Raw genomic sequence first — 25,287 nt, forward strand, 5'->3', positions numbered from 1 at the left:
GGACCCTCACCGCCTCCTGGAAGGCATGAATTCTATTGTTGACAATCTGAGGCCGGTGAACCGCCGAATATAACTTTCCGCCCTGCTCTGCCATCCATCGGGGGGAAGGTGAGCGATATCAAAATCAGACCCGGATCGGAGCTCGGTCGCAACATAAGACGGTTCGTCAAAGCTCGGTGAGTTTGGGTTCCCTCGTCGCCAGATCCTCAGCTTTCCGTTGTGACTCCAATCAGCGATAGATAATTCGCCGATTTGCAAAAGTAGAACCGCCTGATCCGTACTGGCGCCACTCAAGCTCGCGAATCGCTTCATAAGGTTGTCGCCCGACTCTGCAGCAATCTGCCTAGCTACAGCCGCCCCGCTACTCCCAAAGGCTACCCACGCATTGCTTACCCAGCCTTTCTCGATGTAGGCATTCCAAAATGCGCGACGATACTCCCACTGATGTGCGGCCGCGACTCTATCGACCACCTTTAAGAACTGTTCGAGCGTTGCCTGAGCTAACCATCTAACCATAACCCCGCGTGCAGACTCATCGGTGCCGAGCCATGACCCACGGTCGATTCTAGGGTCATTTACAGCGTCCAAAAGAAACTCTTGGATACGTTTGCGGATATCAAGTGGAGGATCTCTGTCAATCCACGGCCAAAGGAGAGTTTCAACAAGGTTACTTCGGTTGGCCAAGAAAAAGAGCCCCCCGGCGTCATTCCTAACCCACGCGATTGCGCGCTCCACGTCCCGAAGAGTGGGGTTGGTTTCGAGCCGATCTTGAATTGCTCTTAAACTACTCAGGAAAACGTGGGTGGAAAGACCGGTACCCCAGAGCTGCCCCCTTAAGCCAGCTTTAGCCAAATCTACTCGCGGCGTCACACTGTCAATGACGGACTGAGCAAGCTCCTGGGGCGCGCGCTCAGAAGTGAAAAACTTGTAAATGCGATGTCGTTCGTTCCATTCCCACTGGTCATCGTGAGCGGACACTGCCTCTGCTAGGAATGCACCAATGTGCCGAATGCCAGGATGAGCTGGATCGAAATGGACACAGTAACTATGAATGAGACGCTTCAGAATCATTCGGCTTCGAATTGGACGTATCGCGTCGAAATACTGTTCCAGGAATTTTTGGTCTTCAGCCAACCGTTCGTTGCCTTCAAACAGACTACTCGCGGTCAGCCGCATCTCTCTCAACGATAGGTCGGCCAGCGCCCCCTCTTCTGATAATGATCGCAGCTTCAGGTAGAGATGTTCAAAGTCCGCCGGGTTTACAGCCTGGACTCTCGCATAACGTGTGTCGATAAGCTCGAACGATTTTTCCATAAGCGAATGACGACGCAGCTTGGGTTGTCGCACGATTGATTTGGTGCGTTTCAGCTCTTCCAATCGTTCGGCCAGATTCATTGAGACGATCCAGATGATCGTAGGTCGATCCTCTTTTTGGCCACTTCCGCATTTGTAACGGCCATGAGGATGCGGAGGTCAATACGTCGATTTCGTTGCTTGAATTTATCAAGTGGTTCAGCTTCTGAACGAGCTACGGGACGATACTCTCCATACCCAGACACACTGAGAACAGGCTTGCTATCCGGGCTTTTATATTCGCCAAGATCTGGCAACACCTTCAGAAGCTCTCGAAAAGTGCTTGTTGCACGCAATGCCGCCAAGTCGAGATTATCTTTAGGAGGCAGATTCGCCGGCCTGCGCTGATCGGGTGGATTACTCGGGACGTTTGGCGTCGGGCTTGGCTTGTTCAAAAATGAAAGTAGAGAGGGACGTTGCTCGCTGGGAATGGTATTTGCCTCGTCCGAACGTTTCCTTATCTGTTGGGTCATTTTGGAATTGGCTGGATTCTTGTAAGGATCAGAGTCGGCGTGTCCTTCAATAAAAATGGCTTCAACCTGCGCCCGCGCCTTTTTATTCGGACAGCCGTCAACGTGAGACCGGGAGCCACTAGTGTAACAGGGCAGTACGATATCCAGTGCGCGTGCAAGCGACTTTAGGGCAACTACCCCTTTTGCGTTTAGGTCCCAACTGGATTTCTCGAAGAGAATTTCCTCTGGAAATCGCAGAATTCCTTCGTCCTTAATGATGGAAACAATGATGCCCTCCTTCTGAAGTCGGTCTCCGAGATTTTGGAGAATTTCCCATCGAGCGGCTTCAGAATCTGTTAGTTCGTCAATAAGCGTCTTCTGGCGCTCAGTAACTTCAAGCTGTTCCTCCGTGGCCTTCTCTTGGCGCTGAGTCGCTTGATCCTGCTGCTGCGTTGCCTGCTGGAAGCGCATAGCGAAGAACATCAACATGATTATAAAAACAAAGAGAAGCCCGATGACCACATCTGTCATCGATGCGAAGTAGCTTTCTTCGTCCTCGCTATGAATAGCGTTGCGACGCGTACTCATCAGCTCGGCCTAACGCCGGGATGATTCGTGCCATTCAGACGCAAAGTTATTTGCTCCATAGACTGTGCAAATTCGCCAAGGTCATCAATTCCGCCTCCCAATTTATCGACCGCCCCGGAAAGCTTCTCGTCGACCTTCTCAACGAAGGAACTCAAGCCTTCAAGGTTCTCCTGAACAGATTTGATAATGCGGTCGAGTATGGCCCCCAAATTGTCGTCAACTCCCTTGAAACGACGCTCATAGTTCTGCCACTGCTGAGTCGTTACCTCCAACGTGTGCTGGAGAAGTTGAGTTATATTGCGGATCTCTACTTGCGCACCTTCAACGGTTTGCTGAGTACTTCCGGTCGCGTCTGCAATGTTCTTAGAAGCATCGGCAATTAGTCGAGCGCTCTCAGCGAGGGGCGCTCCCGCATCTCGGATAGAACGAGCAGTTCCTGACATGGCATTTCCGGTGTCTTCTGTGGCCTTAGACAGCTGCCCGAGTGTCCCAACATGCTGGGCTATACCACGTTCAATCTCAGCGATTTTCAAAGATGTACCATCGAGACCGTCCTGAAATCGGCCGAGGCCGGCAAGAAGCTGGTCGCCCATGCTCGAAAACGCTCTGGCCAACTCCAAGCCAGCACTTGCCACCTCCATACGCGACGTTTCTCCCGCTTCCGTCGCTGCTTTCGCAATTCGGTTGCTTATCTCGCCAGCCTCGCCAACCAGCTTGCTCGAAATTGCTGCGACGGCCTCTTCAATGCGCGCCGCGGTTCGATCTGACGCTTCGTGGAATTTTTCCGTCGCGCGCGAGAGTTCTGCGGCGAAAGCAGCACTTGCCTGCTCTGAGCCGCCCCTCATACGATCCGTGCTATCGCTCAGCACTTGTGCGATTTTGGTGCTTACCGACTCGAGCGTTGCTGCGGCCGTTTCAATATGTTTGTTTAAAGTGGAGCTTCCACCCTCGACGCTTCGTGCAGTATTGGACGTTAGCTCTTCGAGTGCCGCCGTCATTGTCGTGATGGCGACCTGCAGATCTTGAGTCGATTTTGCAACGTTCTCCGCTAAACCAGTACCGCTCTCATTCATCCGACTATTAATATTGTCGATAGACGACCTTAGATCTCCCAGCGTATCAGCGAGACGCTGCATCTGCTCTCCGGTTGCGCCTTGCAGTCTATCAACAAAGCTGCCGGCCATCTCTCCAATCGCACTCTCACTTTTTGAATTGAGCTTATCAGCGACATCGGTCAGTGCCTGGCCTATAGGGGCCATCGCCTGCTCAAGCATTTTCGGCAAGGTGGCGGCAAGAGCTTCCTCTATGCGCCGTCCGACGCTGATGGCAACCTCGGTGTTGAAGAGTTTAAGATTCCTAGTCTGCTCCTTCGCTTCGCGATAGTGATCGAAGGCGATAGACTCCGGCGTCACAAAAAGCACTTTACTCTCAAGGACAGCCGCTAAATTATCGAAGCTGTCCTCAACCTTGGCCATGCCGTATTTGAGCACGATGGTTAGGAGAATCGAGCCGCCAAGACCCGCGACAGATGTATAGAATTTGAACGACGCGGCATGCAGAAGATTCTTTAGCGCGTCTTGACTTGCATCAAGGTCATGAGCGCTATTTAGTGCCTCGGTTGTAAAATAAAGTGCCGTAACAAGTCCCACAAACGTAAGCAGCAAGCCAACTCCAACAAGCAGATTGGGCATGGCTCGATATAGGGGAAAGCGAAGACCCGCTTCCGACATGTTGAAGTAGTGTTGCGGTCGCTCGGTATTACGGATCGCTGTATCGTAATCCGGCTCGTTTCCGGTAGGCTCAATCAACGTTTCCCGAAACTTCTGCCAGGAATGACGAAGATAACCGCTAGCCAACATTCGTCGTTCGATGTTTGGTAACGCGTCAACAAAAGCGGCTCTACTTACGAGTTTTATCGCTCTGGCTCGCCTGCCGATCTGACCTCTTATGTAGAACGACTCGATCAGAAACACGATGGAGATCAATACCGCGACAATCAGAATCGAAGACGCCAGTGCGGGCGCAACGGCATCGTTTTTGAACAGTTGAAACAGTGGAATGATTAGGTTGTTGGTCCAGGTTCCCAGATCCAGGAAACTGGGTACTTGATCAAATAGGCCCCCCATCATCCACCCCTTTTCAGTAACCTCCATCTGACATTCTAACGCCGTAAGGCGTGTGCGTAATTCGATGGGTTCATTGAACGATTTGACGAGCTGCTTCGTGCCCCGTCGACTTCTGTCGAACACGCATAAGCAAACGTCAACTGTCAGTTGAGTGCTGAGTTACGCCCGGAATCTGTGGCCGGTCAAGCCCCGCAGTTGTCGCCGGAGCGGGCAGAGCGGTCCGACAGGCGCGGCGCAAAGGCCTACTTTGGTTGCAAATAATGCCGTTTGACGTTTGTGGTCTATTAGACTCTATGGTCAAGCCCGTTGAAATACGGATACACGGTCGGACTTGTAGAGCCGCCGCCAATCAGTCTATGCGTACTTATGTGAGAGCCCAAGCGGGTCACAGTAAAAGTTGCTCAGACGTTCGCTGTCTTGACGAAATTGGTTCGGCTCGTGCATGTGACCCGACAAACTTCGCGAGGCGACACGTGAATAAGACCGACGCGACTTCCGATCTCCCGCTTCACGGGCGCATTTCGTGCTCGCTTTGCCATGGTGAGCCGATCATCTTTGACGAGACCCGCACGCAACGCGCACAAGGGGATTGGCGTATCACAGCCAACCCCCTCGCATGGGGGAATAGCCGTCCAGAAGTGCTGGTGCTTGGCTTTTCAAAGGGGCCTAGCCAAGCGGGCCCACTGAGAAATACCCCCCACAACGACATACCCTATCGCAAAGGCCGTATGCAGGTCGGCAAGATATTGTCTCACGTGGGACTCCTGCCTTCAGCCGAACCAAAGTCACTTAAGGCGATGGTTGAACGCGCTCTTGCCGATCCTAATGGTCGATTTGGCTGGGGCTCACTGATTCGCTGTACTGTCGAACGCTTCGACGCAAATGACCAAAGGTGGGTCGGCAGTGGGGGGATGATTGACCAATTCATGGCGACCGATTTCGGAGAGCGCATAGCCGCGAACTGCGCGACGCGATTTCTCCGCAACCTTCCATCACGGACTAAGCTAATAGTGATGTTTGGACTTGGTGCAGGTGGAAGCTATGTCGCCACGGCTCGCAAATCAATTGAAGCGGCGCGCCCTGGCAGCTGGCGATCACTGAACGAAGTCGCCTATGCGGACGAAACCGTCACGGTAGTTCACGTTGAGCACTTCGCCTCACAAGGTGCCAACATTCCTAACTGGCTTGGAATAAACGCGCACCCACGTTCACGCCTCGGGTTATTGGCCCGCGAGGCAGTTGATAGAGCACTTGCATAGCGCGGAACCATCGGCGCTGTCTCTTCCAAGCTAGCGGATTAGAACTACAGATGAAGCTTTATCAGGCCAGCGCCACTACGAACCGGGGAAGCATTCGCAAGAAGGGCTTACTCTTAGAAGTCCCACCCACGCCGCCCGACTCCGAACGACAACACAGTCCAACGGGCGCCTTTTTCTTCTGCACTAAACTCCCGAAGGCAACCGCGGGCATCGACGTCTGGGAAGAACTGGATGCCACGGGCCCGAACTTCGTACCCGATGATACCGATATTCCTTTTGATCCCGAGGATGACAGGTGGGCACTCTACGGACATGAGGTAGTGGACGTTTGGCAGCTTTCGCTTCTTGGTGAGTGGCTGCGCGAAAATCGGCGGGCGACTTCCTTCGCACATCAGCCCCGACCAATACCCCTGCCCCGTGCTCAGCTTCGCGCGGCGCAGCGTCGTTCATAAGCATTTGACGGGTGAGGCCTTACTCCCGTTCCACTCTTCTGGTTTCATCCACCAGCCTTCTCGCCTAAAGTCCAAAATAATTAAGATCACATTCTTGAAAGTGAGCCAAAGTGAAGGAAATTCGGGGTGACGCCAAGACCATACGCCAGCTTCTGAACGGCGCAAAGTACGCTATCGATTATTATCAACGCGACTACAAATGGCAAATGAAGCAGGTTCAAGAACTACTGGACGATTTGTCCGTGCGATTCCTTGAGGATCACCAAGCTAGTCACGAGCGGTCGCAAGTTGAAAAATACGGGCACTACTTTCTAGGCTCCATCATCATCAGCGACCGAGACGGGTTGAAATACATTATCGACGGCCAGCAGCGCCTCACAACCCTAACCCTCCTGCTGATCTATCTTCATAATCTACAAAAGACCCGGTCGGACCGAGTTCAGGTTTCAGAACTTATTTACTCTGAGAAGTTTTCTCGGAGATCCTTCAATATCGACGTACCCGAACGCAATCCTTGTATGGAGGCCCTGTTCACCGGCATCTCACTCGATGAGTCGTCCCAGAACGAATCTAATCGCAACATCCTGGGACGGTACGCTGACATAGGCGATCTTTTTCCCGACGAACTCAAGACTTCGTCTCTTCCCTACTTTATTGACTGGCTTATTGAAAATGTCCACCTGGTCGAGATCACGGCCTATTCGGACGAGGACGCCTATTCGATATTTGAGACGATGAATGACCGAGGACTTTCTCTCACGCCAACAGATATGTTGAAGGGGTATCTACTAGCGAATATCACGGACGAGAGTCGCCGGCTCGTCGCCGCCAACCTCTGGAAGGCTCGCATCAATGCTCTGGTCGATATTGGAAAGGAGGAGGATTCGGACTGCATAAAGGCGTGGCTGAGGAGTCAGCATGCAAACAGTATCCGAGAAAGAAAGCGCGGGGCAGTTCCACAAGACTTCGACAAGATTGGAACGGAATTTCATCGCTGGATTCGAGACAACGAGGAAGCCCTCGGTCTCAATCATCCGGCCGACTTTGCGACTTTTCTTGAGAAAGATTTCGTCTTCTATGCTCGTCAGTACGAGGCTTTGAGCAAGGCGTCCAAAGCAATTGTCCCGGGACTTGAGGTCGTACACTACAACGCGAGGCATAATTTCACGCTTCAATTTCCGTTACTACTAGCCCCGCTGAGAAAGGAAGACAGTGAGGCCGCGATCCAGACAAAGCTCCGGATTGTGGGCACATTCATCGATATTCTGGTCACGCGGCGAATTTGGAATTCCAGAGCTATCGACTATTCAACGATGCAATATGCGATGTTTCTTATCATGCGAGACATACGCGGGAAGACCCCGACAGAACTTGTCAGCATTCTCACCAATAGCCTAAGTCAAGAGCAAGAGACTTTTTCGAGCAATGATCGTTTTAGGCTGCACGGAGGAAACGGGAAGCAGATTCATAACGTACTTGCCCGCATGACTGAGTTTGTAGAAGTGGGTTCGGAGATGAAGTCAAAATATGGCGATTACATTGTTCGCTCGGGAAAGGGTGCGTACGAGATTGAGCATATATGGGCAAATCATCCCGAGCTTCACAAAGATGAATTTCCAAACGCCACCGACTTCGAAGAATACCGAAACCGAATCGGCGGCCTGCTGTTGCTTCCCAAAAGTTTTAACGCCAGCTACGGCGACCTTCCTTATGAAGCAAAGATAGAACACTACAACACTCAGAACCTGCTCGCGCGCAGTCTTCATGAACTTGCTTATCAACACAACCCTGGCTTTCTTCGCTTTCTTGAAAAGACGAAGCTAGCTTTCCAAGCCTACAAGTCATTCTCCAAAGCGGAGCTGGATCTGCGCCAAACGCTTTATCAGAGTTTGGCGAAGGCTATCTGGAATCCAGATAGAATTGCCCTTATTGCTGGTGCAGCATGAATCGCCAGCCGCGCATTCCAAGTACCGCGCGAGTCCCTGGCGCCGGCTGTTTGTGAGCGGAGTTGCCCGGTCTCGTCGATAACAAACATCGAATGTCCCATGGCTATTGAGTTGCTTCCAGTGAAATAAGTCACCGGACGCCTTTATGACTCGACGTTTCTGCTACGGGCGTTTCTGCCTTGATCCGCTCCAACAAGGTACTGGCTGGTTCCTCGTTGGAGTCCTGCGACACCAGCTCGCCCTGGAACGCTTTCGCGAGGATGGCTTGATCGAGATGATCGATCAATTTGCGGGCGCTCGTCGCCTCGCCCGCGAGGCGGGTGATCTAAACAAAGGCGCTCTCGATGCGTGCAGCCAGCGTGCGTGATCGATGGAAGCGGTATAGGCTCGCTTCAAATCGGCACCCGAGATCCCATGCTGTCCGGCGGATTTGACGTATCGAGCAAGCCACTCGCGCGATTGTGGTGCAGCACAAACATATTCTACAAATTTTGGATCAGCGGCATCAGTTAAGCGAACGCGGATAAGCTTATCGGGATATGTTGTATCGCTTTCCAAGCCTCTTACCATTCCGTAAACACCAGTGAAATCTGGATTTCCGGTGTATCGCCTGAATAGGAGGTCGTTCTCTTGTAGCAGGGCCGGTTTTGGAACGAGTTCAGTTTTCGGATAGTCACGCACATCTCGCAAACTGACGCTCAGCGAGCGCACTGCTGAGATACGAAGAATAGGCAGGCCGGTACCACGGACGGTTTTTTGAGAGACCGTTTCTATCGAGAGATAGCTCGCCCAAGGGGGTCGCTTGCCCTGAGTCTCGCTTCGCAAGCTCATACGCCCGCGCCAAGATCGATTGCTTATACTTCTCGACCAGTCGGGGATGTGGTCGAGATGGCTGCTGGCGCGTCGAGACTTCGCGAACAGGCTGTCGATCCTGGTGACAATCCGATGCTGCTTGGGTAGCGGTGGAACAGGTATCTCTATTTTTTTGAGGCGCCCGCCCGAGATGCGCTGTCTAGTCGTTCCTCCGGCCTGTTCGGCTATCGCGTCTCGTACATCCTTGCTGTTCACAAAGTACATCAACCATCGCGCTAACGCGCCCTCGTGCGAGGAGCGTCACACGAAAACGTCCACGGCGGTAAAATCGCTGGCTGGCCTACGCCAGGGAGAATGCACGCTCGACCAAGCGGATCGGGCATTCGAGCAGTAAGCAAGTCGTTCGCGTCGAGAAATGTGCAGTTTAACCGACGAGCTGTCTCCAAATTAACAAATCGGGCAGATCGGTTCCGAAACTCACCATCTCCAATATCAGCCAGCTGAATAAGGCGAACGTACCCTTAGGGTCTTGATCTTTACTTTCGATCCAATCTCCGTCGGTAGTCAGCGCATCGAGCCCCGCCACCGCGTCCGCCCCCGGTGAGCGCGCGGTTTTTCTTGCTGCGGTATTTGGCGGCCACAGCCGGCGCCTTCTTCCCCTCGCCAGGCCTGAAGCCAAGGCCACGGATCTCCGCTTCGAGCTGGAGACGCCGTGCGTCCTTGGCGGCGTTCAGGACCGCGGTGATTTCCGGGTAAGCCTAAGCTGCGCTTCTAAGGGAAGAGCTTTGAAGTCCGCCACGATTTTCACCATTGCCCACCTCCAGTTGAGGATGACATAATGCTAATTACTCAAGCGACCCAACGTGCAAGAGAGGGCGTAAAGCAGGACAACCGATTATGTGGGCGAACGCCATCGGCGGCATCGCACGGATTTGGCGTTACACCGTCGAAAATTTTGCAGCGGCTCTTTTTGTTATCGGTCTAGTGGCTGCTATCGCGATTCCGGCCGCCATTGACGACTATGCTGATAGATTACACAAGGCTTCCATTCGGCCGTCGGTAGAGCAACGCGTCAGGGCATTCGCAGTCAGCGACACGGAAGACAAACTAACGGGCTGGCTCAATATAAGTTATCAATCCGTTATGCGCGACGATGAGGAGACCGAACTTAAAGTACGCTACGATGGCGACGCCGGTGACTGGCTGCGTAGGCCAAAGGAGAAGAGTCTTCGAAACTGAGCGTAGCCGTAAGATCTGGCAACTTAGCCATACAGCCAGAGCCTAAAGACTACACTTTCAGCTTGGAACGGATACAACGCTTTCTTTCTGATCAGCGCACTTGGACGATTAGCGCTCAGAAGGCTGGAGATTGGAAAATCATTGTCCGCCTTGATGCGTCCCAGGGCTTTAAGACCAAGTCAATCTTGGTGAATAGCGTACAACTTGAACAGCACATTGGCGAAGTGTCGCTGGGCGTAAATGTTTACAAGCCATATCGGTTACCGGAGTTGACCTTAGACTCGTTGAAAGCCGCTGGTGCGATTGCCTCCTTTCTACTGACATTGCCGATGCTTTCTATTCTTCTGACTTGGTACCTAGAGAAAAAGAAGAAGCGAAAAAGAGCCAAACCCAGACGTTAAGCCCATTGACCGATGCAAAACGCCTCTGGCTTAAGCTTGAGCGATTTCATCGCGTCCCGCATCCACCGCGGCATCGAACCCCTGCCCGTCCAGGTGAGCTAGCGGTCTTTCTTGCTGCGATGGGTTGGTTTCCGCTTCACGCGAGTTTTCTTGACGCCGATGGCGGGCTCTACTTCCGCGCGGAAAGCCGCTGCATTTCCGCCTTCAGGGCTTTCAGCCGGTCTGCCTTCGCGCGGTAGTGAATCTTGCCTAGCGCATTCAACAGGGAAGATTGCTCATCAATGACCCCGCAGTTTGCGCGTGGGTTGAAGGTTTGGTTGCCGCCGGGCGGATACCGCTCGGCGACGTGGTCTGTAAATCAACAACTGAAATCTCCCCCGATGGTTGCCGAGGATACACTCAATGCCACTTCTTCTGTGGCATCGCCGGATGGCCAGTTGTCTTGCCCTTGCTGGGTGGCCGAACGACAAGCCGGTCTGGACCGGAAGCTGTCCCTGCCAACCCTTCAGCTATGCTGGACGTGAAAAAGGCGCAGAAGATGCGCGCCATCTCTGGCCCGCCTTCCACGCCCTCATCCGCCAGTGCCAACCTTCAACGGTGTTTGGAGAGCAAGTTGCGTCGGCTAACGGAAGGCTGTGGCTCGCCGCTGTACGCTCTGACTGGAAGCACTCGGCTATGCCGTTGGGGCTGCCGATCTGTGCGTACTGGCGTCGGTGCGCCGCACATCCGTCAACGACTGTACTGGGTGGCCAACGCCACTGACGAGCGACAGTCCTTACAGCTACGGACCCGGGCGACGGAGGATTCTGAAATTGGGCGGAGTGGCTCAAGTAGCGGGGTGGTCGACACCCAAGGCGTGCGACAGCGGCAGAACGGATGCGCTAACGATGGCCCGCTTCAACATGAAAACGAGCCGCTGCAACCTTATCGGGGATGCGGGATGGCCGGTTGGGCTACTCCACGAGTGCACGACGGATGCACGGGCACCAGGACGCTGCTCGGGGCGGAGAACGAAGCGAAGCGCAAGGGCTGGAACAACGAGCTGGGGTAGCGGCCTTTGGGACAATACTGAGTGGATCGACTGCCGAGATGGAAAAGCCCGGCCAATTGAACCCGGAGTTAGCCCGCTGGCTCATGGGGTATCCGGCAGGGTGGTCCAGCGGTTACGGGAATGCGATTCGTCCCGGAAGCGGCTGCGACGTCCGTGATGGCGGCGGCGAACAACAACCAGAGCGAAAGCGCGGCTGCGTGAGAGTTGAAAGCTGATATAAGGCGGAATGCCAATAACCAAACTTGAAGCCGCCCAGCGCCAGCTAGATTGTGCAATTCGCCTCTACATCAACAGCGAAGACTTGTTGGCCGTTCATACCTTGTCGCGCGCAGCCTTTCGCGTGCTTTACGACATCTACCCTACACACCGAGGCGATGGGTTTTCGACCAACTTGGCGGCGTTCATAGAGGCCACCGGATGGAAGCGGTTTAATGAGGCTGCGAACTTCCTAAAGCATGCTGATAAAGACCCTGCCGCCCAAACCGATGTCCAAGAAACCGACACTCAAATGGGAATAGGCTTTGGTATCGTTTTGTACCGGCGTCTTACACAGTCATCCAGCCCTGAGATGATGGCTTTTGATACTTGGATGAAGGCCCTGCATCCTGAAAAGTTCATGATACCGCCCGATCCCGATCCTGACATAGAGCAACTGAGCCGAGAAGGAATCGTAATCCTAAAAGCCTCTCCAAGGGAGGCTCAGCTCCTGCTCGCAAAGTCTCTGCTCACCTTTTTCAGGGAGCATCCCTATCCGTCTACGCCATCAGCGTGACCCAGTTCACACTCCGTTAGGCAAGACTGGAGCATGCTGGGAACGGAGTGATTTGCTGCAAATTATCTCGCCGGAGGGTGGGACCATGAGCAAGATACAAGAGCTTCAGGAACAAGCTGCCCGCGCTGAAATGTTGGCGCGCAGCATCATGGACAGCATCACGGTTGAACGGCAGCTGGCTTTTTGCCGCCCAGTGTCAGGCGGAAATTAGGATACTCAAAAGCCGCAGTGAAATCGCGCATAGGTTACGCGCGCCGTCGTCCCACCACCGCGGCGATGATGCCGACGATGATGATTGCAGCGACGATAGCCCACAGGCCCTCGGCGCTGATATTCACCCCCCAAAAACTCACTAGCAGTTTATCCGACATGGCAAAGCATCTCCGTGGCGCGAAACGACATCGCGCAGCCGATTGACAGTTTGCCTGGGGAAAGCGAGAACCTTCGGTGTTGAGGCGGAGAGTCCTTCGGGATCTCCTCCAGGCGTCGGGCGGTGTTCCGCAAGAGCACCGTCCGACCACCTTGTAAACACGAGTCGCACAAAGGCGACACGCCGATTCGGCAGTTCTCCCCCATTATACCCGGAAAAATGATCACCCCCGGCACAAGCGATAAGAGTGTCTTTTTGGTCGCTTTACCGAAAACGGGTAAAATCCAGAGGCTTATGGTGTGGAAAACTAGTCCGGCGCCCCACTTGACATTGAACAACTATTTTTGCCGACTTTGGGTAATCGCTCGCTGAAATCATGAGCGGACGCAAACCAGACAAAGAAAAAGCCCGGATTGCTCCGGGCTTCATCTTGCACGGATAGTGGGTGTGGAGCGCCCACTTCTCGCCGGCTCACCCTGGCTGACCTCGAATAGTGCCGTCAGGCGTTCGGTGCATGTATTGAAAGGGTGCCGCCCCACCGCCGCTCTTAGAACTGCCACCGATGCGCGGGCCACTGGTTCCGCCAGGCCAAGGAAACGTGACGCCGAAGCTCCCCGTGCCGTGGTTCTGGTGAGGGTTAGGCGGAGATTCTACCGGCATGTTCGTATGACCAGGCAACGGCGAATCCGCACGCTGCGCATGTGCATCCGCGATGCCGAAAGCGGCAATGATTGCAGCGAGAACCATCAGCTTCATAAGATCCGTCACAGTGTCCTCCTCCTTTTTATCGGACGAACGCCCAGAGTTGTCGCTGCCAGTTCAAACGAGGTTCGAGCGGGGCTTGCGCGATGATGTCGCAGCTATTTACCTGACGCCCGTCCGCTACGCGGACCTTAGACCCCACGCCACCCACCCGGTGGGCGTCTTAAGAGGCTTGGGGCTAAAGACACGGGGCGACACTGAGACCGAGCCTGGGATGGGTGCCTGCGCCATCCGGAAGGCCAGGAACAGCCGTAGAACGAGTGACACGCAATTGACACGCAACACCTGCCCCGCGTTGCATTTTGCTGCTATTTTGCGCCCCCGCCTGCCCCAAATGACGGAAAATCCGCAAACGTTCTCAAGGAGTTCGCAAAAATGAGATACCTCCACACCATGCTGCGCGATCAAGAGTGAAGGTAATTACTTAAGTGAGCGATCTTCTCGGGGGCGGCGGGTGCCCCCGGTGAGACGGGGGTGGGCCGAAAGGGACCCACTCTCTTTCTATTGCGGCCGAAAACAGGGCGATGCTGAGGAGGCACTAGGTGCAGCTCAGAACGGCTAGGTATCCTCCACAGCGAAAAAATAAATGAGCGGCGATTAAGAGCAATTACGAGCCGTCGAGAAATAGGGCTCGGGCAACACCGCTGACAGTTTTTGGCCGCTTCCGTCGCGTGTTCATTTACGGTTCGGTCAGTCTGAGCCAATAAAAGCGGTCTTCCGCCCTGAACCGCCACTTCCCATCCAGCCTGGCACCCACGCGAACTCACGACGTTAGAACGGTTCCGGGTTGAGACCGGCATTCTTCTGGCCACAAATCCGGCGAACACGTTAGCGTCGGCTCTAATTGCGGAAGGCCGCGACATCCGCGGGCAAGGTCAATTTCGACCGTAAGTTACCAGCAGCTCTTCGAACGTCATGGTGACCGAATCGAGAGTCTTACCGGTCAGCGCTTTTGTTAAGGCTCGGCACATTGGGCTACTCTCGGAACCGAGCGCTCGGAATTCTTTTACCCTCGCCATCTCTCGAAGCACGCTACCGAGATCGAAGTCCTGCATCGACAAGTCGATGGCAGTCTCCAACATCAGGAGGACGCGCTCTCTATTCTCCATTTCCTGCCATTGGCGGTACGATGCGCCTATAGGGTCGCTCCACCGGCCATTTCCCTCAGGTGGGCGCTCGCCTTGCGGCAGCACAAGCACGCCGTGGCTTGCGTTATTGATCCATACAACAGCATCTTTGGCTTTAATCATTATTACCTCCGCTAGTCGCACAACGCGCGATCAAGGTAAAAGTTCTAACTCAGATCCCTCCAGCTTCTGAGCGGGGGCGACTTGATAGAGTTGCGGAATGTTCATCAACTTGCCTGAGCCCCTCCTGCTGGCTTATAGGCGAACGCCTGCGAGGCGGATCGTCGTTCATTCAGTTCACCTCAGGTGAACGGGTCGTCTCCCCGCCTCGGGCCCTGACCAGTGATGCGACGGCAGTGTGTCCTATTCGTTGCCCCCTCGCGGGACATCGCGCATCTCGCTCCGTTCGAAAGCACCCGAAGGGAAAGCAACGAGGAAGGCTGCCGGGTCCTGCGCTTTCAGTCGCAGAGACTTGCCAACCCCTTTTCAGATCGGCACGGTTTGCGGATTCGATAGGACAGGCCGCACGCTGTTTCGAGATGAGAAAAGCCCCACAAGCGTGAGCGCTACACTCTGTAAAAGGACGAGAGGCGAGAATGTTGCGGGCATCCGAAATATTTGGTCAATCGGGCGATGTCCCGTCTAACGGCGGGCATCGTCCAGTCAGGTCCGCTCAGTGCCGATACCGTTGCGAAAGATCGAAGAACCCTAAAATTCGCGAAGTGATCTTTGAACTTCTCTGCTGCTGCGTAGCTTTTCAGCGGAGGCATGCTGATGCGAATCTCGGGTAGACGACGCATTAGCTCTTGCCTTCCCGCTAGTTTTAATACAATCATGAGGGATTCAACCAAAAGTCGTTTTTTTCAGGAGTGATCTGAATGCAAAAGATTGCTGCAATCCTAATTCCCATGCTGCTCTACCCCGCGCTCGCCGACGCTCAAACCGACTGCAATCAGCTCGCTAAAGACACAATTCGAAAGAGCTTTTCTTCGCAAACGTCCGACTACCGAAAGCTGCTATTCTTATCAACGCTTACTCAGATAAGCACGAAAGAGGCGGGAGAAGCGTTAGCTCATTCAGGCAAGGTTAAGGTTGGACCAATCGAAATAGGGCCGGGCACCTGGAATAAGGACAAGCAGGAAAAACTGCGTGAGGAGCTTCAGAAATACCTCAATGTGGAATTGGTACTTCAAAACGCGGAATCCGTCGAGATTACGTCCGGCGATTCAAATTCGAGTAAGAGCATTTCAGACTGCATCGCGAGCAACGGCGGCTTTTACGTATCTTTGAATGATTCGGGAAAGGACACGGCCGTTGCTCAGCTTGTATATTTTTCTTACCCGGGCGGAAAGAAAAGCATTGAGGTACGGGACGTTACGGTTAGGCATGGAAAGCTCGTCGCAGGTTTTAATCCGAAGAGGCGCGTAACACTTCAGGAGCGCGTTCCGTTGCAGGTCACGATAGACCGACCAAATCCCAAGGAAGACATTACCGTCATCGTTAATACAGATGCTGGGGGGAAATCGGCTTATTTGCCTCCCGCAGTGCTACCGCCTCCACTGCCTCCAAAGAAAATCCGAGTAGCAATTGAAGCGGCTGATCCGCCAGCGCGCATCACTTCAGGTGGCGGAGGCCGTGGACCTTTCTGTCAATTGCGCGCCGTCCAAAGCTGCGTCCGGCCGCAACACGGGGGGAAGATCGTTGCGGGAAGCGGAAACGCCAAAATTCTCTATCAAGGGGGCAGAAGCGGGGTTCGAAGCCCTCGTGAAGTTCCTGAGGAGTATTGTGTTGAGTTTTGGGCGAACACCGGCGCGTGCGAGACCGAGGTAAGCATTACCGGGAAGGCCGCGGCGATGGAGGAGTACGAGGAGCAGCTCTAGCCGCCCCACCCTTCTGAAGGCGCAACAAGAGCACGGCTTCGGCCAGACCGGTTGACGTTAGTTCGACAGCGGGCAGAAACGCCGAAGAGGATGCCCTATGTCGCGCGGCATGTCTAAAGCAACTCTGGCGGTGGCATTGCACTTATGCTCTGCCGAGGCAGTTCTGGGTGAGCAAGAGAAATTGCAGAGTCCGACTTCTCCCCGCGGTAATAACATCAAAATTGCAGTCGAATCCGATTCTACACCCCCGATAGCATCGGGCGGCATTCATGGATGTAACAGTGTGTCTTTCAGCACCTGCGTCCGTCCGCAACATGGGGGAAAGATTATGGTCGGAAGCGGCCATCCGAAAATTGATTATCAAATGGGCAGGGCTGGCGCTCGAACCGTCCGAGAAAACGCAGAAGAATATTGCGCTGAATTTTGGGCGAGCACTCCAGTTTGTGGCCAGACGGCAACGATCAGGGGTAGAGCAGAGGCCATGGAGGAGTATGAGGAAAGCCCGTAGCGCAAAAATGTACAAGCCCACGCTCCCTTTGATCTAGCGAACGAAAAACAGACATTGCCGAACACGAGCTCGCAATCCTTAAGCTCCGACCCGGATTCCCATCCTTAGGGATGGGGAATCGTCCGGCAGTCCAATTTTATGCAACTCGGCGGTTATCCGGCACTTTCCGGCGGTCGTCGAGTTCGTCAAATACTTCAATTACTAAACTGCCGAAACGAACTGCCGGGCGACTGCCAACGCCAACTGCCGGATAGACTGCCGAGCGAGTGCCGGACAACCGCCATTCGGCAGTCCATCCGGCAGTCGTTCCGCCGGCTATGCGAGGCGATAGAGCGGCCTTGCCTTGGTGCCCCCGACATCAAGACTGCCAGACTTAACGGCTTCCAGGATGTAGCCCTGCACCGTCGAGCGTCTGAGTTCGTCGAGCCCATCGGCGACCCGCCTAGCGTTGACGGCCTTCCCGATCTCGCCGGATTGAAGCTCGATGCGTCGGGAGGCCGCCGACGGGCTTTCGTCGGCCGCCTTCTGTCGTTGCCCTTCGCGCTCAAACACATCCAGCACGGCCTGCAAACGATCCTCACGGCGGTCAGACTGATTGATAGTGGGCGCTTCCTCGTCATCGGTAACAGCCATGTCGGGCCCTTGGTACGGCTCGACAACGCAGCTCCCGATCTCGTTGCCCCACTTATTGTGTCCGAGCGGGACGTACTTCAGTCGGAACTGCAATTTGAGACTCTTTGTGCCGTCGCGGCTCTTATCGACCTTGACGGTCCGCAAGCCCGATTTGTCCTCAACAACATGCAACATCACATCCACGCTCGCCCGAATGGCAAACGAGCCAGCCGTGCTCCCGCTCCGGTTCTCATGATGGATGACCGCGATACAGATACCGAGTTCGTGCGCCAGCTCTGACAGAGAATCCAATACCGGCTTAGTCGCGGCACTGGTATGTAGATCGCCGCTGCCGATCATCCCGATCAAGTTGTCAAGGACAACAAGGTGAACCTTCTGGCCGCTCTGCCCCTCGCTCAGTTCGATCAGCCGCTTCAACTTGCGAGCCGCCACGGACGGCTTCCCATCGAACGAAGGTAGCTCGAAGGATACGGCGATCCCCTTACCCTCGCCTAGTGGGCGCATCTTATGCAGTGCCGTCAGCCGCTTCTTGAGACCTTCCTGCCCCTCGCCCGCCACGAGCAACACGTCACCGCGCTCGGTGTTCAGGCCAAAGAACTTTTCGCCCCGCATGACCCGGTCAAGCATTTCGATTGCAAGAAACGTTTTACCGACGTTCGCATCCGCGTAAATGCAAGCAAGCCCGACCGCCGGCAACAAATTTTCGATCACATCCGGCGCAGGCGCGAAGTTTTCAAAGATGTTCGTCGAGCGCAGCACGGCGGAGTTTCTCGGCGGTTCGTCCTCGTCGACGACTGCGCCGAACGCTTCGCCGGACGACGGCTTGGAGAGGCCCTGATTCTTCAGCCACTCGCGAGCGATTTGCCGGTCGTCGTACTCGCCGGACTTCGGCTTCTCGTCGGTGTAGGTGCCAGCGCCTACCCAATTGGAGAAGAAGATCGACAGCGCAGGCGCAGGCATGTCCGGCCATTCGCGCATGACGTGGCGCGCTGCCAGGAAGCGGTTGGTCGAGCAGTCGGACGACGGGTTGTCGTATAGCTCCCTGAACTCCGCGTTCTCTGCGCGCAGCTTTTCGAGATCGTATTCGCCAACATCGGGGTCGAAGTCGTTCTCGTGCTTCTCCCAATCGGCGTCCTGCAACGCATTGATGGCGTCGCGCTCTTTCGACGGTGACATGTCATCGTTGTGCTCGGCTTGCGAGCCGATCAGATCGCGGATGAACTCCGGGACTTCGGGAATCGTCTTGTTGACGTACGCGCGCAGGAAGCGCACGAGATCGTCGCGCGTGCCGTAGCTGCGGCCGTCGTCAAGCAGAGAGCCAGGCGCAACGATCTGTCCGCCTGATCCGCGTACGTCGGTGCCGTAGTTCTTCTTGAGCGCGCCTGCCTTGTTGGTGAAGCTGCGCTCGGGGTCGGCCAGGATGAAATGCTTACCGTCCGACTTGGTCGGCGAAGCCAGCACGCCCTCCGGCAGGCCGCCGTTCTCTTCCCACAGCGCGGCCATCTTCTCAGGGCCTTGGTCCTTCGCGTCGGCATCGAGCACGACGAGATTGGACGGGCCGGTCGCAATCGAGGGCACAGCGTCGCGGAATGCGCGCCACATGCGCTTGACGACTTCGGGATCCTTGGTGGAGCCGACATGAATCGGAGACTTGTCGTCGTGCTCTTCGCGGTACTTCTCAATGGCGGCTGCGCGATCTGCGGGGCTGATTTGGGTGTCGAGCCGATTGAACATCGGCACCAACGGGGTCTTGCCGCTCGACGGGAACACCGCGACCCCGACCTTAACGAGCATCAAGGCGTTCTCTTTGTTAATGTTCTGCCGGGCTCGTGTGTTGTCCGGTGCGGACAGCGCAATGACGCTAGACTTGTTCACTTCAAAATCCTTGGCGATGGAACAAGATGTCCGGGTTGCATGTGCAATCGAAACTGTTGTGGGTGCGTTCGGCCTTGCAGCCGGGATCGTGGGCTATGACCATGTGTGTTACGGTCCCCGGCCGGAAAGCTTCGCTAATCGGGACTTGCGGTAGCGACCGCGCGTACTTGGCAAACGCCTGGGCGTTGCGACGTTGCATCTTTCGGTCAAGGCTCACGTTAGATCCCTCCTGTGGTGGCCAGGAGGAGCACGCGCCCGCGCCGCGAATCGGCGGCCGGGCTACGGTTGGTTTCGCTGGCGTCCTCAATCGCGCCCTTACGAGCAACTTCTTCGTGGTGGTCAAACGGGTCGTGCGCGGCGGCCGCGGGTTGGTCGGTGATAGGCATGATAGGGTCTCAATGGTCGTGAAGCACAGCTCTGCTCGCCGTGCGGCGATGCTGCTGTGTTGATGGGATTGTGGAGGGTGTGCCGCGCTGATTTACACCAGCGCGTTGGCCGCACGGCGCGCTTGGGTTTCGCGCTCGGCTTCCGCTTCACGCTCCACATCACGGGCGATGATCGCCTTGCGCGCGAAGAGCCGCTTGCCGCCGATGGAAACGGGAGCGGGGATGTCGCCGGTTGCGATCCCGGCGTAAATCCAACTCCGAGACGCTCCCGCGTAGCGCTCGGAAATTTCACGGAAGGTCATCCAAGGCGAAGTTGCCGCGGGAGTGTGGGTATCAGACATAGCTCGACTCCATCTTTATGGACGCGCGAAGGCATCGGCCGAATCGCCGTCAAAGGACATTCAAAGGGTTGATGGTCGTCTAGACCGGCCAGCGCGGGGTTTCGCACACTGGAGCCGTATCGGATTTACCCGTCCGCCTCGGCCCCAAAAAGGAGCCGGCAGAATACCCGTCCGATCACGGCTAAACGTTGGGTGGGTGTCCACCCGATTTGATGTATTAAATCACAGCCAGTCAGAAAATTGCAATTCGCGGAAGTAACCGACTGGCCCGGCCTTTCTCGGGCAATATCAGCCGGTACGGGCGAAATCTCAACTTACGGAAGAAAATAGTTGGCCCCCCACTCTGACCTTCCCGGACTTCCGCGAATTGCAATCCTGGCACTCTTCGATTAGACGGGACTGAGAACTCGATTGCTCGCCAATCGGGCACCAAAGCAAAACAAAGCAACTCTAACCACAAACCCCATAAGCCCGGTCCGCGTAAGCGGGCCTTTTCAGCTTTTAGCGGACAGGTACTACCCTGCCCGACGTGGTGCTTTGCATGCTTTCTCGGGTGGATTCCTGTGGATCAACTGGCCTTCCGGCCGTCGTGGAGGACTTACCCGGCCCCTCCGGCCAGCGTAAGCTAGACCCCGATGTCGTCGCGTTCGTCGAGGCTCTGGCCTGGTATGCGGCGCGCAAGGATCATGAGGCCCAATTGGGGGCCACGGGGGAAGGCTGATGCTCCGCGCCGCAATCTACGCTCGCTACTCAAGCGACCAGCAGTCCGATAAATCCGTTGAGGATCAGATCGCGCTTTGTCGCGAACTGTGCCAGCGCGAGGGCTTCAGTGTGGTCGCGACATTCAGCGACCGCGCTATCTCGGGTGCATCGGTCATCAATCGGCCGGGCTATCAGAGCTTGATGCGCGCTGCGGAAGCCAAGGGCTTTGACGTGCTTGTGGCGGAAGACATGGACCGCGTTTTCCGCGATCAGGGCGACTACCATCACGCCCGGAAGCGCCTCGATCATCACGGCATCACCATCCACACGGCAACCGGCAGGGTCGGGAAGCTGGATGGTGCTCTTCGCGCGCTGATGGGGGAAATGTACATCGATAATCTGCGGCTGCACGTCATTCGCGGACTTGAAGGCGTGGTGCGGTCCGGCAGGCATGCAGGCGGCAAGGCATACGGCTATCGGCCTGTGCTCGGCCGTCCAGGTGAGCTTGAGATTGTGGAAGGACAAGCCGAGGTCGTCCGGCGCATCTTCAAGGAATTTGCGCAAGGCAAAACGGCGCGCGACATTGCAGGCAGTTTGAACGCCGACAAGATCGAACCGCCGAGCGGGCTGCGCTGGAATGCCTCAACAATCTACGGCAACGTTCAGCGCGGCAACGGTATCTTGCTGAACGAAGTTTATGTCGGGCAGATCGTTTGGAATAAGGTGACGATGGTCAAAGACCCGTCAACCGGCAAGCGGCTCTCACGACCGAATCCAGCCGCGAAGCATCGACGCGCACCTGCCCCCCATCTCCGTATCGTCGACGACAAAACATGGGCTGCCGCACAGGCGCGGCGTCGTACGCCTTCAGACACGAAGCCGAAGTTCCGCGTTGCGCGACTATTGAGCGGGCTTCTCCGCTGTCCGACGTGTGGCGGCGGCATGGGGTCGGTCGGCCTGCATCGTGGTGAGCCTCGGCGTGCAGTGCTCGACGTATCGCGAGAGTGGGTCCTGCACGAATAGCCGCATGGTCAACCGCAACAAGATTGAAGCCGCCGTGCTTGATGGTCTCCGCGAAGTGCTTAACGACCAAGATTACTTCAAGGTCTATCTGAAGACATACAATGACGAACGCACGAGGCTCGCCCGTGGCGCTGTCAAGGACCGCGCAAATCTGGAACGCCGAATCGGAGAGATTAAGCGCGAGCTAGACCGGATTTGGGATGCGATTGCAAAGCTCGGCGCGGACCCTGCGAGCGTTGCTGAACGACTTAGAGCCCTAGCGGCGGAAAAGTCCTCGGTCGCCCAACAGCTCGCGGCGGCCGAAGACAAGAAGAAGACGGTTTCGATCCATCCGGCCGCGATCAACAACTATCTGAAAGACGTTGCGGCGATGCGCGAGGCGCTAGACGACGAAGACGCTGCCGAGCGACCGGAACTGATCGCACCGTTGCGACGGTTGATCCATAGCGTCGTGGTGCATGCCGAGCCCGGCGTGAAGGGCTTCGAGGTCGAAATCAAAGGGCGTTTGCAGGAACTTCTAGGCGCTCCGTTCCTCACCCGTTCTGTGGGTGGGGGACTAGTGGTAGCGAGAGAGGGACTCGAACCCCCGACCCCAGGATTATGATTCCCGTGCTCTAACCAGCTGAGCTACCTCGCCACGGTTCACCTTCGCGGCACACCATACCGCATTCGCGAACGCGCGGCATATAAGGAGTGGGTTAAGGGCCTGTCAAGCAAAGCCGGCGGTCCAGCCAACCGCCTGCGAAATAGCGCTATTTCGGCCGGATTGTCGGGTCGCCGCCGGGGCTGCCGGGCGGCGGAATCACCGGCGTCTTGCCGCCGTTCGGCGGCGCAGGCGCGTGCATTTCGGGATCGACGCCTGGGGGCGGACACAATACGCCGTCCGAGCGGGCAAGCTTGTCGCCGAGCGGCTCGACTCGCTGACCGGTGGTTGTTCCCTCGGGAGCCTTCTCGCCGGGCTTCGGCAATGGCTGCATAGGCGCGCAATCGGCGGCGCGCTGCGGCGATGGCGGCGCGGTCTGGGCCGGCGGTGTGGTCGGACCCGGCGGGGCCTGTGCCGCCGCCACGTCAGCGGCTGCCATCAACACACATGAGAGAAGAAGTGCGCGTTTCATTGCCATGCAGGGGAAACGGCCTGCACTTGCGGAGGTTCCGCAGTCAAACTGTCGCTTTTTTGTTTGACGCGTTTTCCTAACGCGAAACCGGGCTCCACCCCCGGATCAAGTCCGAGGGACTGCTTCGCTCGAAAACGCTATTTGCTTCACGATTTCCGAAAACGAATCAGCGAAAAATGTCCCATCGGCGGCATCGGACGCCGCTCGGTCAGGGTGACGCCGCCATGCTTGGCGGCCCAGTTGGTCAGACGTTCCCATGGGAATTCCGGCCGCCAGCCGAGCCGCCGCGCCAGTGGCGCGAACGCCAGCTCGAACATGCGGCGCGGGCCGCTTTCGGCGCCGATATGATTGACCAGAATGAGCTCGCCGCCGGGTTTCAGGACGCGGATGAAATCATCCAGCGTGCGCTCCGGATCCGGCACCGCCGTGATGACATATTGCGCCACCACCGCATCGAAAAACGAATCCGGAAACGCCAGGTTCTTGGCGTCCATCACCGCAAGGGTTTCGACATTGGTCAGGCCGAACTCGCGCACGCGCTTGAGCGCCCGCCGCAGCATCGGTTCGGAAATGTCGACGCCGCATAATTTCGTGTTGCGCGAATATTCAGACAGCGAGAGCCCGGTGCCGACGCCGACGTCGAGAACGCGTCCGCCGATCTTGTCGGCTTCCGCGATGGTCGACCGGCGGCCCTCGTCGAATACCTTGCCGAACACGAGATCGTAGACCGGCGCCCAGCGCTCATAAGCCTTTTCGACCCCCTCGCGGTCGATGTCCCCAGCCATTCCCTCTGCCCCGATTTTTTCTTAACTGCGCATCACCTCGGCGAGTGGCGCGGTCGTTTGCTGCGCCCCTGCCCTCGCCGCCGCAATCGTTGCGGTCGCGCTCTTGATGAATCCGCCGCCGAGCACGCGTGCCTGTCCCGCCGGCGCATCGTAGAACACGCAGGCCTGGCCGGGTGAAACGCCCTCTTCGCCGGCCACGAGTTCGACCTCATAACCGCCGTCGACCGCGCGCAACCAGGCCGGCTGCGGCGCGCGCGTCGAGCGCACGCGCACGAACATCTCGATGCCGTCGCCGATGACGCGGTCCAGCAGCCCGTCGCCGATCCAGTTGACGTCACGCAGGCGGATGCGATCCATCCGCAATGCCTCGCGCGGCCCCACCACGACGCGGCGGCTGGCCGCATCGAGCTTGACGACATAGAGCGGCGCGCCGGCCGCGATGCCCAGTCCCTTGCGCTGGCCGACGGTGAAATGAACGATGCCCTGATGCCGGCCAATCGTACGGCCTTCGAGATCAACGATGTCGCCGGGCTCGATCGCGCCGGGCTTGAGGCGGCCGATGATGTCGGTGTAGCGCCCGGTCGGCACGAAGCAGATGTCCTGGCTGTCCTGCTTGTCGGCGACTTCGAGACCGAATCGCCGCGCAAGTTCGCGCGCCTGCGGCTTGGTCATGTCGCCGAGCGGAAAGCGTAGATAATCGAGCTGCTCGCGCGTGGTCGCGAACAGGAAATAGCTCTGGTCGCGATCGGCATCGGCAGCGCACACCAGCGTGCGCGATCCGTCGCCGAGGCGGCGCGAGGCGACATAGTGTCCGGTCGCGAGCGCACTCGCGCCGAGTTCGCGCGCGGTCGCCAACAGATCGCGAAACTTGACCGAGCGGTTGCACTCGATGCAGGGCACTGGCGTTTCGCCGAGCGCGTAGCTGTCGGCAAAATTGTCGATCACGGATTCGCGGAAGCGGCTTTCATAGTCGAGCACGTAATGCGGAATGCCGATCCGCTCGGCGACGTTGCGGGCGTCGTGGATGTCGCGGCCGGCGCAGCAGGCGCCCTTGCGATGGGTGGCCGCGCCATGGTCGTAAAGCTGCAGCGTGATCCCGACCACGTCGTAGCCCTCGGACTTCAGCAAGGCAGCCGTCACCGAGGAGTCGACGCCGCCAGACATGGCGACCACGATCCGTGTGTCCTGCGGACGGCCTTCGAGATCCAGACTGTTTCGCATGCCAGAGGTCATCGACTTCCATCGCAAGCTACGCGGCTCGCGGACAGGGTTAAAAAGCCTTTTTATTGTAAGGCCTTAGGGCATCATTCGGCCATACCGGGCCGGAT

General features: G+C 56.5%; 20 protein-coding genes and 1 tRNA gene. 8 read left to right on the forward strand and 13 right to left on the reverse strand.

Annotation, left to right across the window (positions count from 1 at the left end):
- Nucleotides 1-6 precede the first annotated feature (6 nt).
- Genes IVB05_RS35685 through zorA form a run of 3 tightly spaced genes read right to left on the reverse strand, consistent with a single transcriptional unit; the run spans nt 7 to nt 4,546 of the window.
- A complete protein-coding gene (locus tag IVB05_RS35685; RefSeq protein WP_247780706.1) occupies nt 7-1,395 on the reverse strand; it encodes an EH signature domain-containing protein in 1,389 nt (462 codons plus the stop codon).
- Nucleotides 1,392-2,393 (reverse strand): hypothetical protein, encoded by a 1,002-nt coding sequence (locus tag IVB05_RS35690; RefSeq protein WP_247780707.1) that lies wholly within the window; start codon nt 2,391-2,393, stop codon nt 1,392-1,394. Before IVB05_RS35690 ends, IVB05_RS35685 begins: the two co-directional genes overlap by 4 nt.
- Nucleotides 2,393-4,546 carry an anti-phage ZorAB system protein ZorA gene (zorA, locus tag IVB05_RS35695; protein WP_247780708.1) on the reverse strand — a complete coding sequence of 718 codons (2,154 nt, stop codon included), beginning with the start codon at nt 4,544-4,546 and terminating at the stop codon, nt 2,393-2,395. Before zorA ends, IVB05_RS35690 begins: the two co-directional genes overlap by 1 nt.
- 446 nt (nt 4,547-4,992) lie before the next feature.
- On the opposite strand from zorA, the gene IVB05_RS35700 reads away from it, so the two are divergent.
- The 3 genes from IVB05_RS35700 (at nt 4,993) to IVB05_RS35710 (ending at nt 8,176) form a co-directional block, all read left to right on the forward strand.
- On the forward strand, nt 4,993-5,778 hold the full coding sequence (locus IVB05_RS35700) for a hypothetical protein (RefSeq protein WP_247780709.1): 786 nt from the start codon (nt 4,993-4,995) through the stop codon (nt 5,776-5,778).
- Between the two features lie 50 nt (nt 5,779-5,828).
- Complete coding sequence (locus tag IVB05_RS35705) at nt 5,829-6,230, forward strand: hypothetical protein (RefSeq protein WP_247780710.1); 402 nt, start codon at nt 5,829-5,831, stop codon at nt 6,228-6,230.
- Nucleotides 6,231-6,340: 110 nt separating this feature from the next.
- Complete coding sequence (locus IVB05_RS35710; protein ID WP_247780711.1) at nt 6,341-8,176, forward strand: DUF262 domain-containing protein; 1,836 nt, start codon at nt 6,341-6,343, stop codon at nt 8,174-8,176.
- A 130-nt stretch (nt 8,177-8,306) separates the two neighbouring features.
- Here the strand turns inward: IVB05_RS35710 and IVB05_RS35715 are convergent, their stop codons facing one another.
- Nucleotides 8,307-8,462 (reverse strand): hypothetical protein, encoded by a 156-nt coding sequence (locus IVB05_RS35715; RefSeq protein WP_247780712.1) that lies wholly within the window; start codon nt 8,460-8,462, stop codon nt 8,307-8,309.
- Between the two features lie 1,424 nt (nt 8,463-9,886).
- Here IVB05_RS35715 and IVB05_RS35720 point away from each other — a divergent pair.
- The 3 genes from IVB05_RS35720 to IVB05_RS43610 all read left to right on the forward strand — a co-directional run bounded on the left by IVB05_RS35720 (nt 9,887) and on the right by IVB05_RS43610 (nt 12,663).
- Nucleotides 9,887-10,228, forward strand: coding sequence for a hypothetical protein (locus IVB05_RS35720; RefSeq protein WP_247780714.1), 342 nt, complete (start codon nt 9,887-9,889; stop codon nt 10,226-10,228).
- Between the two features lie 1,678 nt (nt 10,229-11,906).
- Complete coding sequence (locus IVB05_RS35725) at nt 11,907-12,452, forward strand: hypothetical protein (protein ID WP_247780716.1); 546 nt, start codon at nt 11,907-11,909, stop codon at nt 12,450-12,452.
- 85 nt (nt 12,453-12,537) lie between these two features.
- The gene (locus IVB05_RS43610; protein ID WP_256472789.1) at nt 12,538-12,663 is read left to right on the forward strand and encodes a hypothetical protein; all 126 of its coding nucleotides are present in this window, start codon (nt 12,538-12,540) and stop codon (nt 12,661-12,663) included.
- Between the two features lie 34 nt (nt 12,664-12,697).
- On the opposite strand, the gene IVB05_RS43615 is transcribed toward IVB05_RS43610, so the two are convergent.
- Together IVB05_RS43615 and IVB05_RS35730 are read right to left on the reverse strand one after the other, a co-directional pair.
- A complete protein-coding gene (locus tag IVB05_RS43615) occupies nt 12,698-12,823 on the reverse strand; it encodes a hypothetical protein (protein ID WP_256472791.1) in 126 nt (41 codons plus the stop codon).
- Between the two features lie 1,636 nt (nt 12,824-14,459).
- Nucleotides 14,460-14,834 carry a hypothetical protein gene (locus IVB05_RS35730; RefSeq protein WP_247780718.1) on the reverse strand — a complete coding sequence of 125 codons (375 nt, stop codon included), beginning with the start codon at nt 14,832-14,834 and terminating at the stop codon, nt 14,460-14,462.
- A gap of 755 nt (nt 14,835-15,589) precedes the next feature.
- Between IVB05_RS35730 and IVB05_RS35735 the strand changes: the two genes are divergently transcribed.
- Entirely contained in the window at nt 15,590-16,591 is a 1,002-nt protein-coding gene (locus tag IVB05_RS35735) for a hypothetical protein (protein WP_247780719.1), read from the forward strand.
- 823 nt (nt 16,592-17,414) lie between these two features.
- Here IVB05_RS35735 and IVB05_RS35740 read toward each other — a convergent pair.
- The 3 genes from IVB05_RS35740 to IVB05_RS35750 all read right to left on the reverse strand — a co-directional run bounded on the left by IVB05_RS35740 (nt 17,415) and on the right by IVB05_RS35750 (nt 20,334).
- Nucleotides 17,415-19,526, reverse strand: coding sequence for an AAA family ATPase (locus IVB05_RS35740; RefSeq protein WP_256472793.1), 2,112 nt, complete (start codon nt 19,524-19,526; stop codon nt 17,415-17,417).
- Between the two features lie 299 nt (nt 19,527-19,825).
- On the reverse strand, nt 19,826-19,993 hold the full coding sequence (locus IVB05_RS35745; RefSeq protein ID WP_247780721.1) for a hypothetical protein: 168 nt from the start codon (nt 19,991-19,993) through the stop codon (nt 19,826-19,828).
- A gap of 92 nt (nt 19,994-20,085) precedes the next feature.
- Nucleotides 20,086-20,334, reverse strand: a complete 249-nt coding sequence (locus IVB05_RS35750) for a helix-turn-helix domain-containing protein (RefSeq protein WP_247780723.1) — start codon at nt 20,332-20,334, stop codon at nt 20,086-20,088.
- Between the two features lie 720 nt (nt 20,335-21,054).
- On the opposite strand from IVB05_RS35750, the gene IVB05_RS35755 reads away from it, so the two are divergent.
- Nucleotides 21,055-22,059, forward strand: coding sequence for a recombinase family protein (locus IVB05_RS35755; RefSeq protein WP_247780724.1), 1,005 nt, complete (start codon nt 21,055-21,057; stop codon nt 22,057-22,059).
- Nucleotides 22,060-22,619: 560 nt separating this feature from the next.
- Here IVB05_RS35755 and IVB05_RS35760 read toward each other — a convergent pair.
- The 4 genes from IVB05_RS35760 to mnmA all read right to left on the reverse strand — a co-directional run bounded on the left by IVB05_RS35760 (nt 22,620) and on the right by mnmA (nt 25,180).
- Nucleotides 22,620-22,696: transfer RNA gene (locus IVB05_RS35760), tRNA-Met, on the reverse strand.
- Between the two features lie 115 nt (nt 22,697-22,811).
- Entirely contained in the window at nt 22,812-23,141 is a 330-nt protein-coding gene (locus IVB05_RS35765) for a hypothetical protein (protein WP_247780725.1), read from the reverse strand.
- A 179-nt stretch (nt 23,142-23,320) separates the two neighbouring features.
- A complete protein-coding gene (locus IVB05_RS35770; protein ID WP_247780727.1) occupies nt 23,321-23,959 on the reverse strand; it encodes a methyltransferase domain-containing protein in 639 nt (212 codons plus the stop codon).
- Nucleotides 23,960-23,980: 21 nt separating this feature from the next.
- Complete coding sequence (gene mnmA, locus IVB05_RS35775; RefSeq protein ID WP_247780729.1) at nt 23,981-25,180, reverse strand: tRNA 2-thiouridine(34) synthase MnmA; 1,200 nt, start codon at nt 25,178-25,180, stop codon at nt 23,981-23,983.
- Between the last annotated feature and the right edge of the window lie 107 nt (nt 25,181-25,287).

The sequence above is a fragment of the Bradyrhizobium sp. 170 genome, from assembly GCF_023101085.1.
In the GTDB taxonomy this organism is placed as follows: Bacteria; Pseudomonadota; Alphaproteobacteria; order Rhizobiales; family Xanthobacteraceae; genus Bradyrhizobium.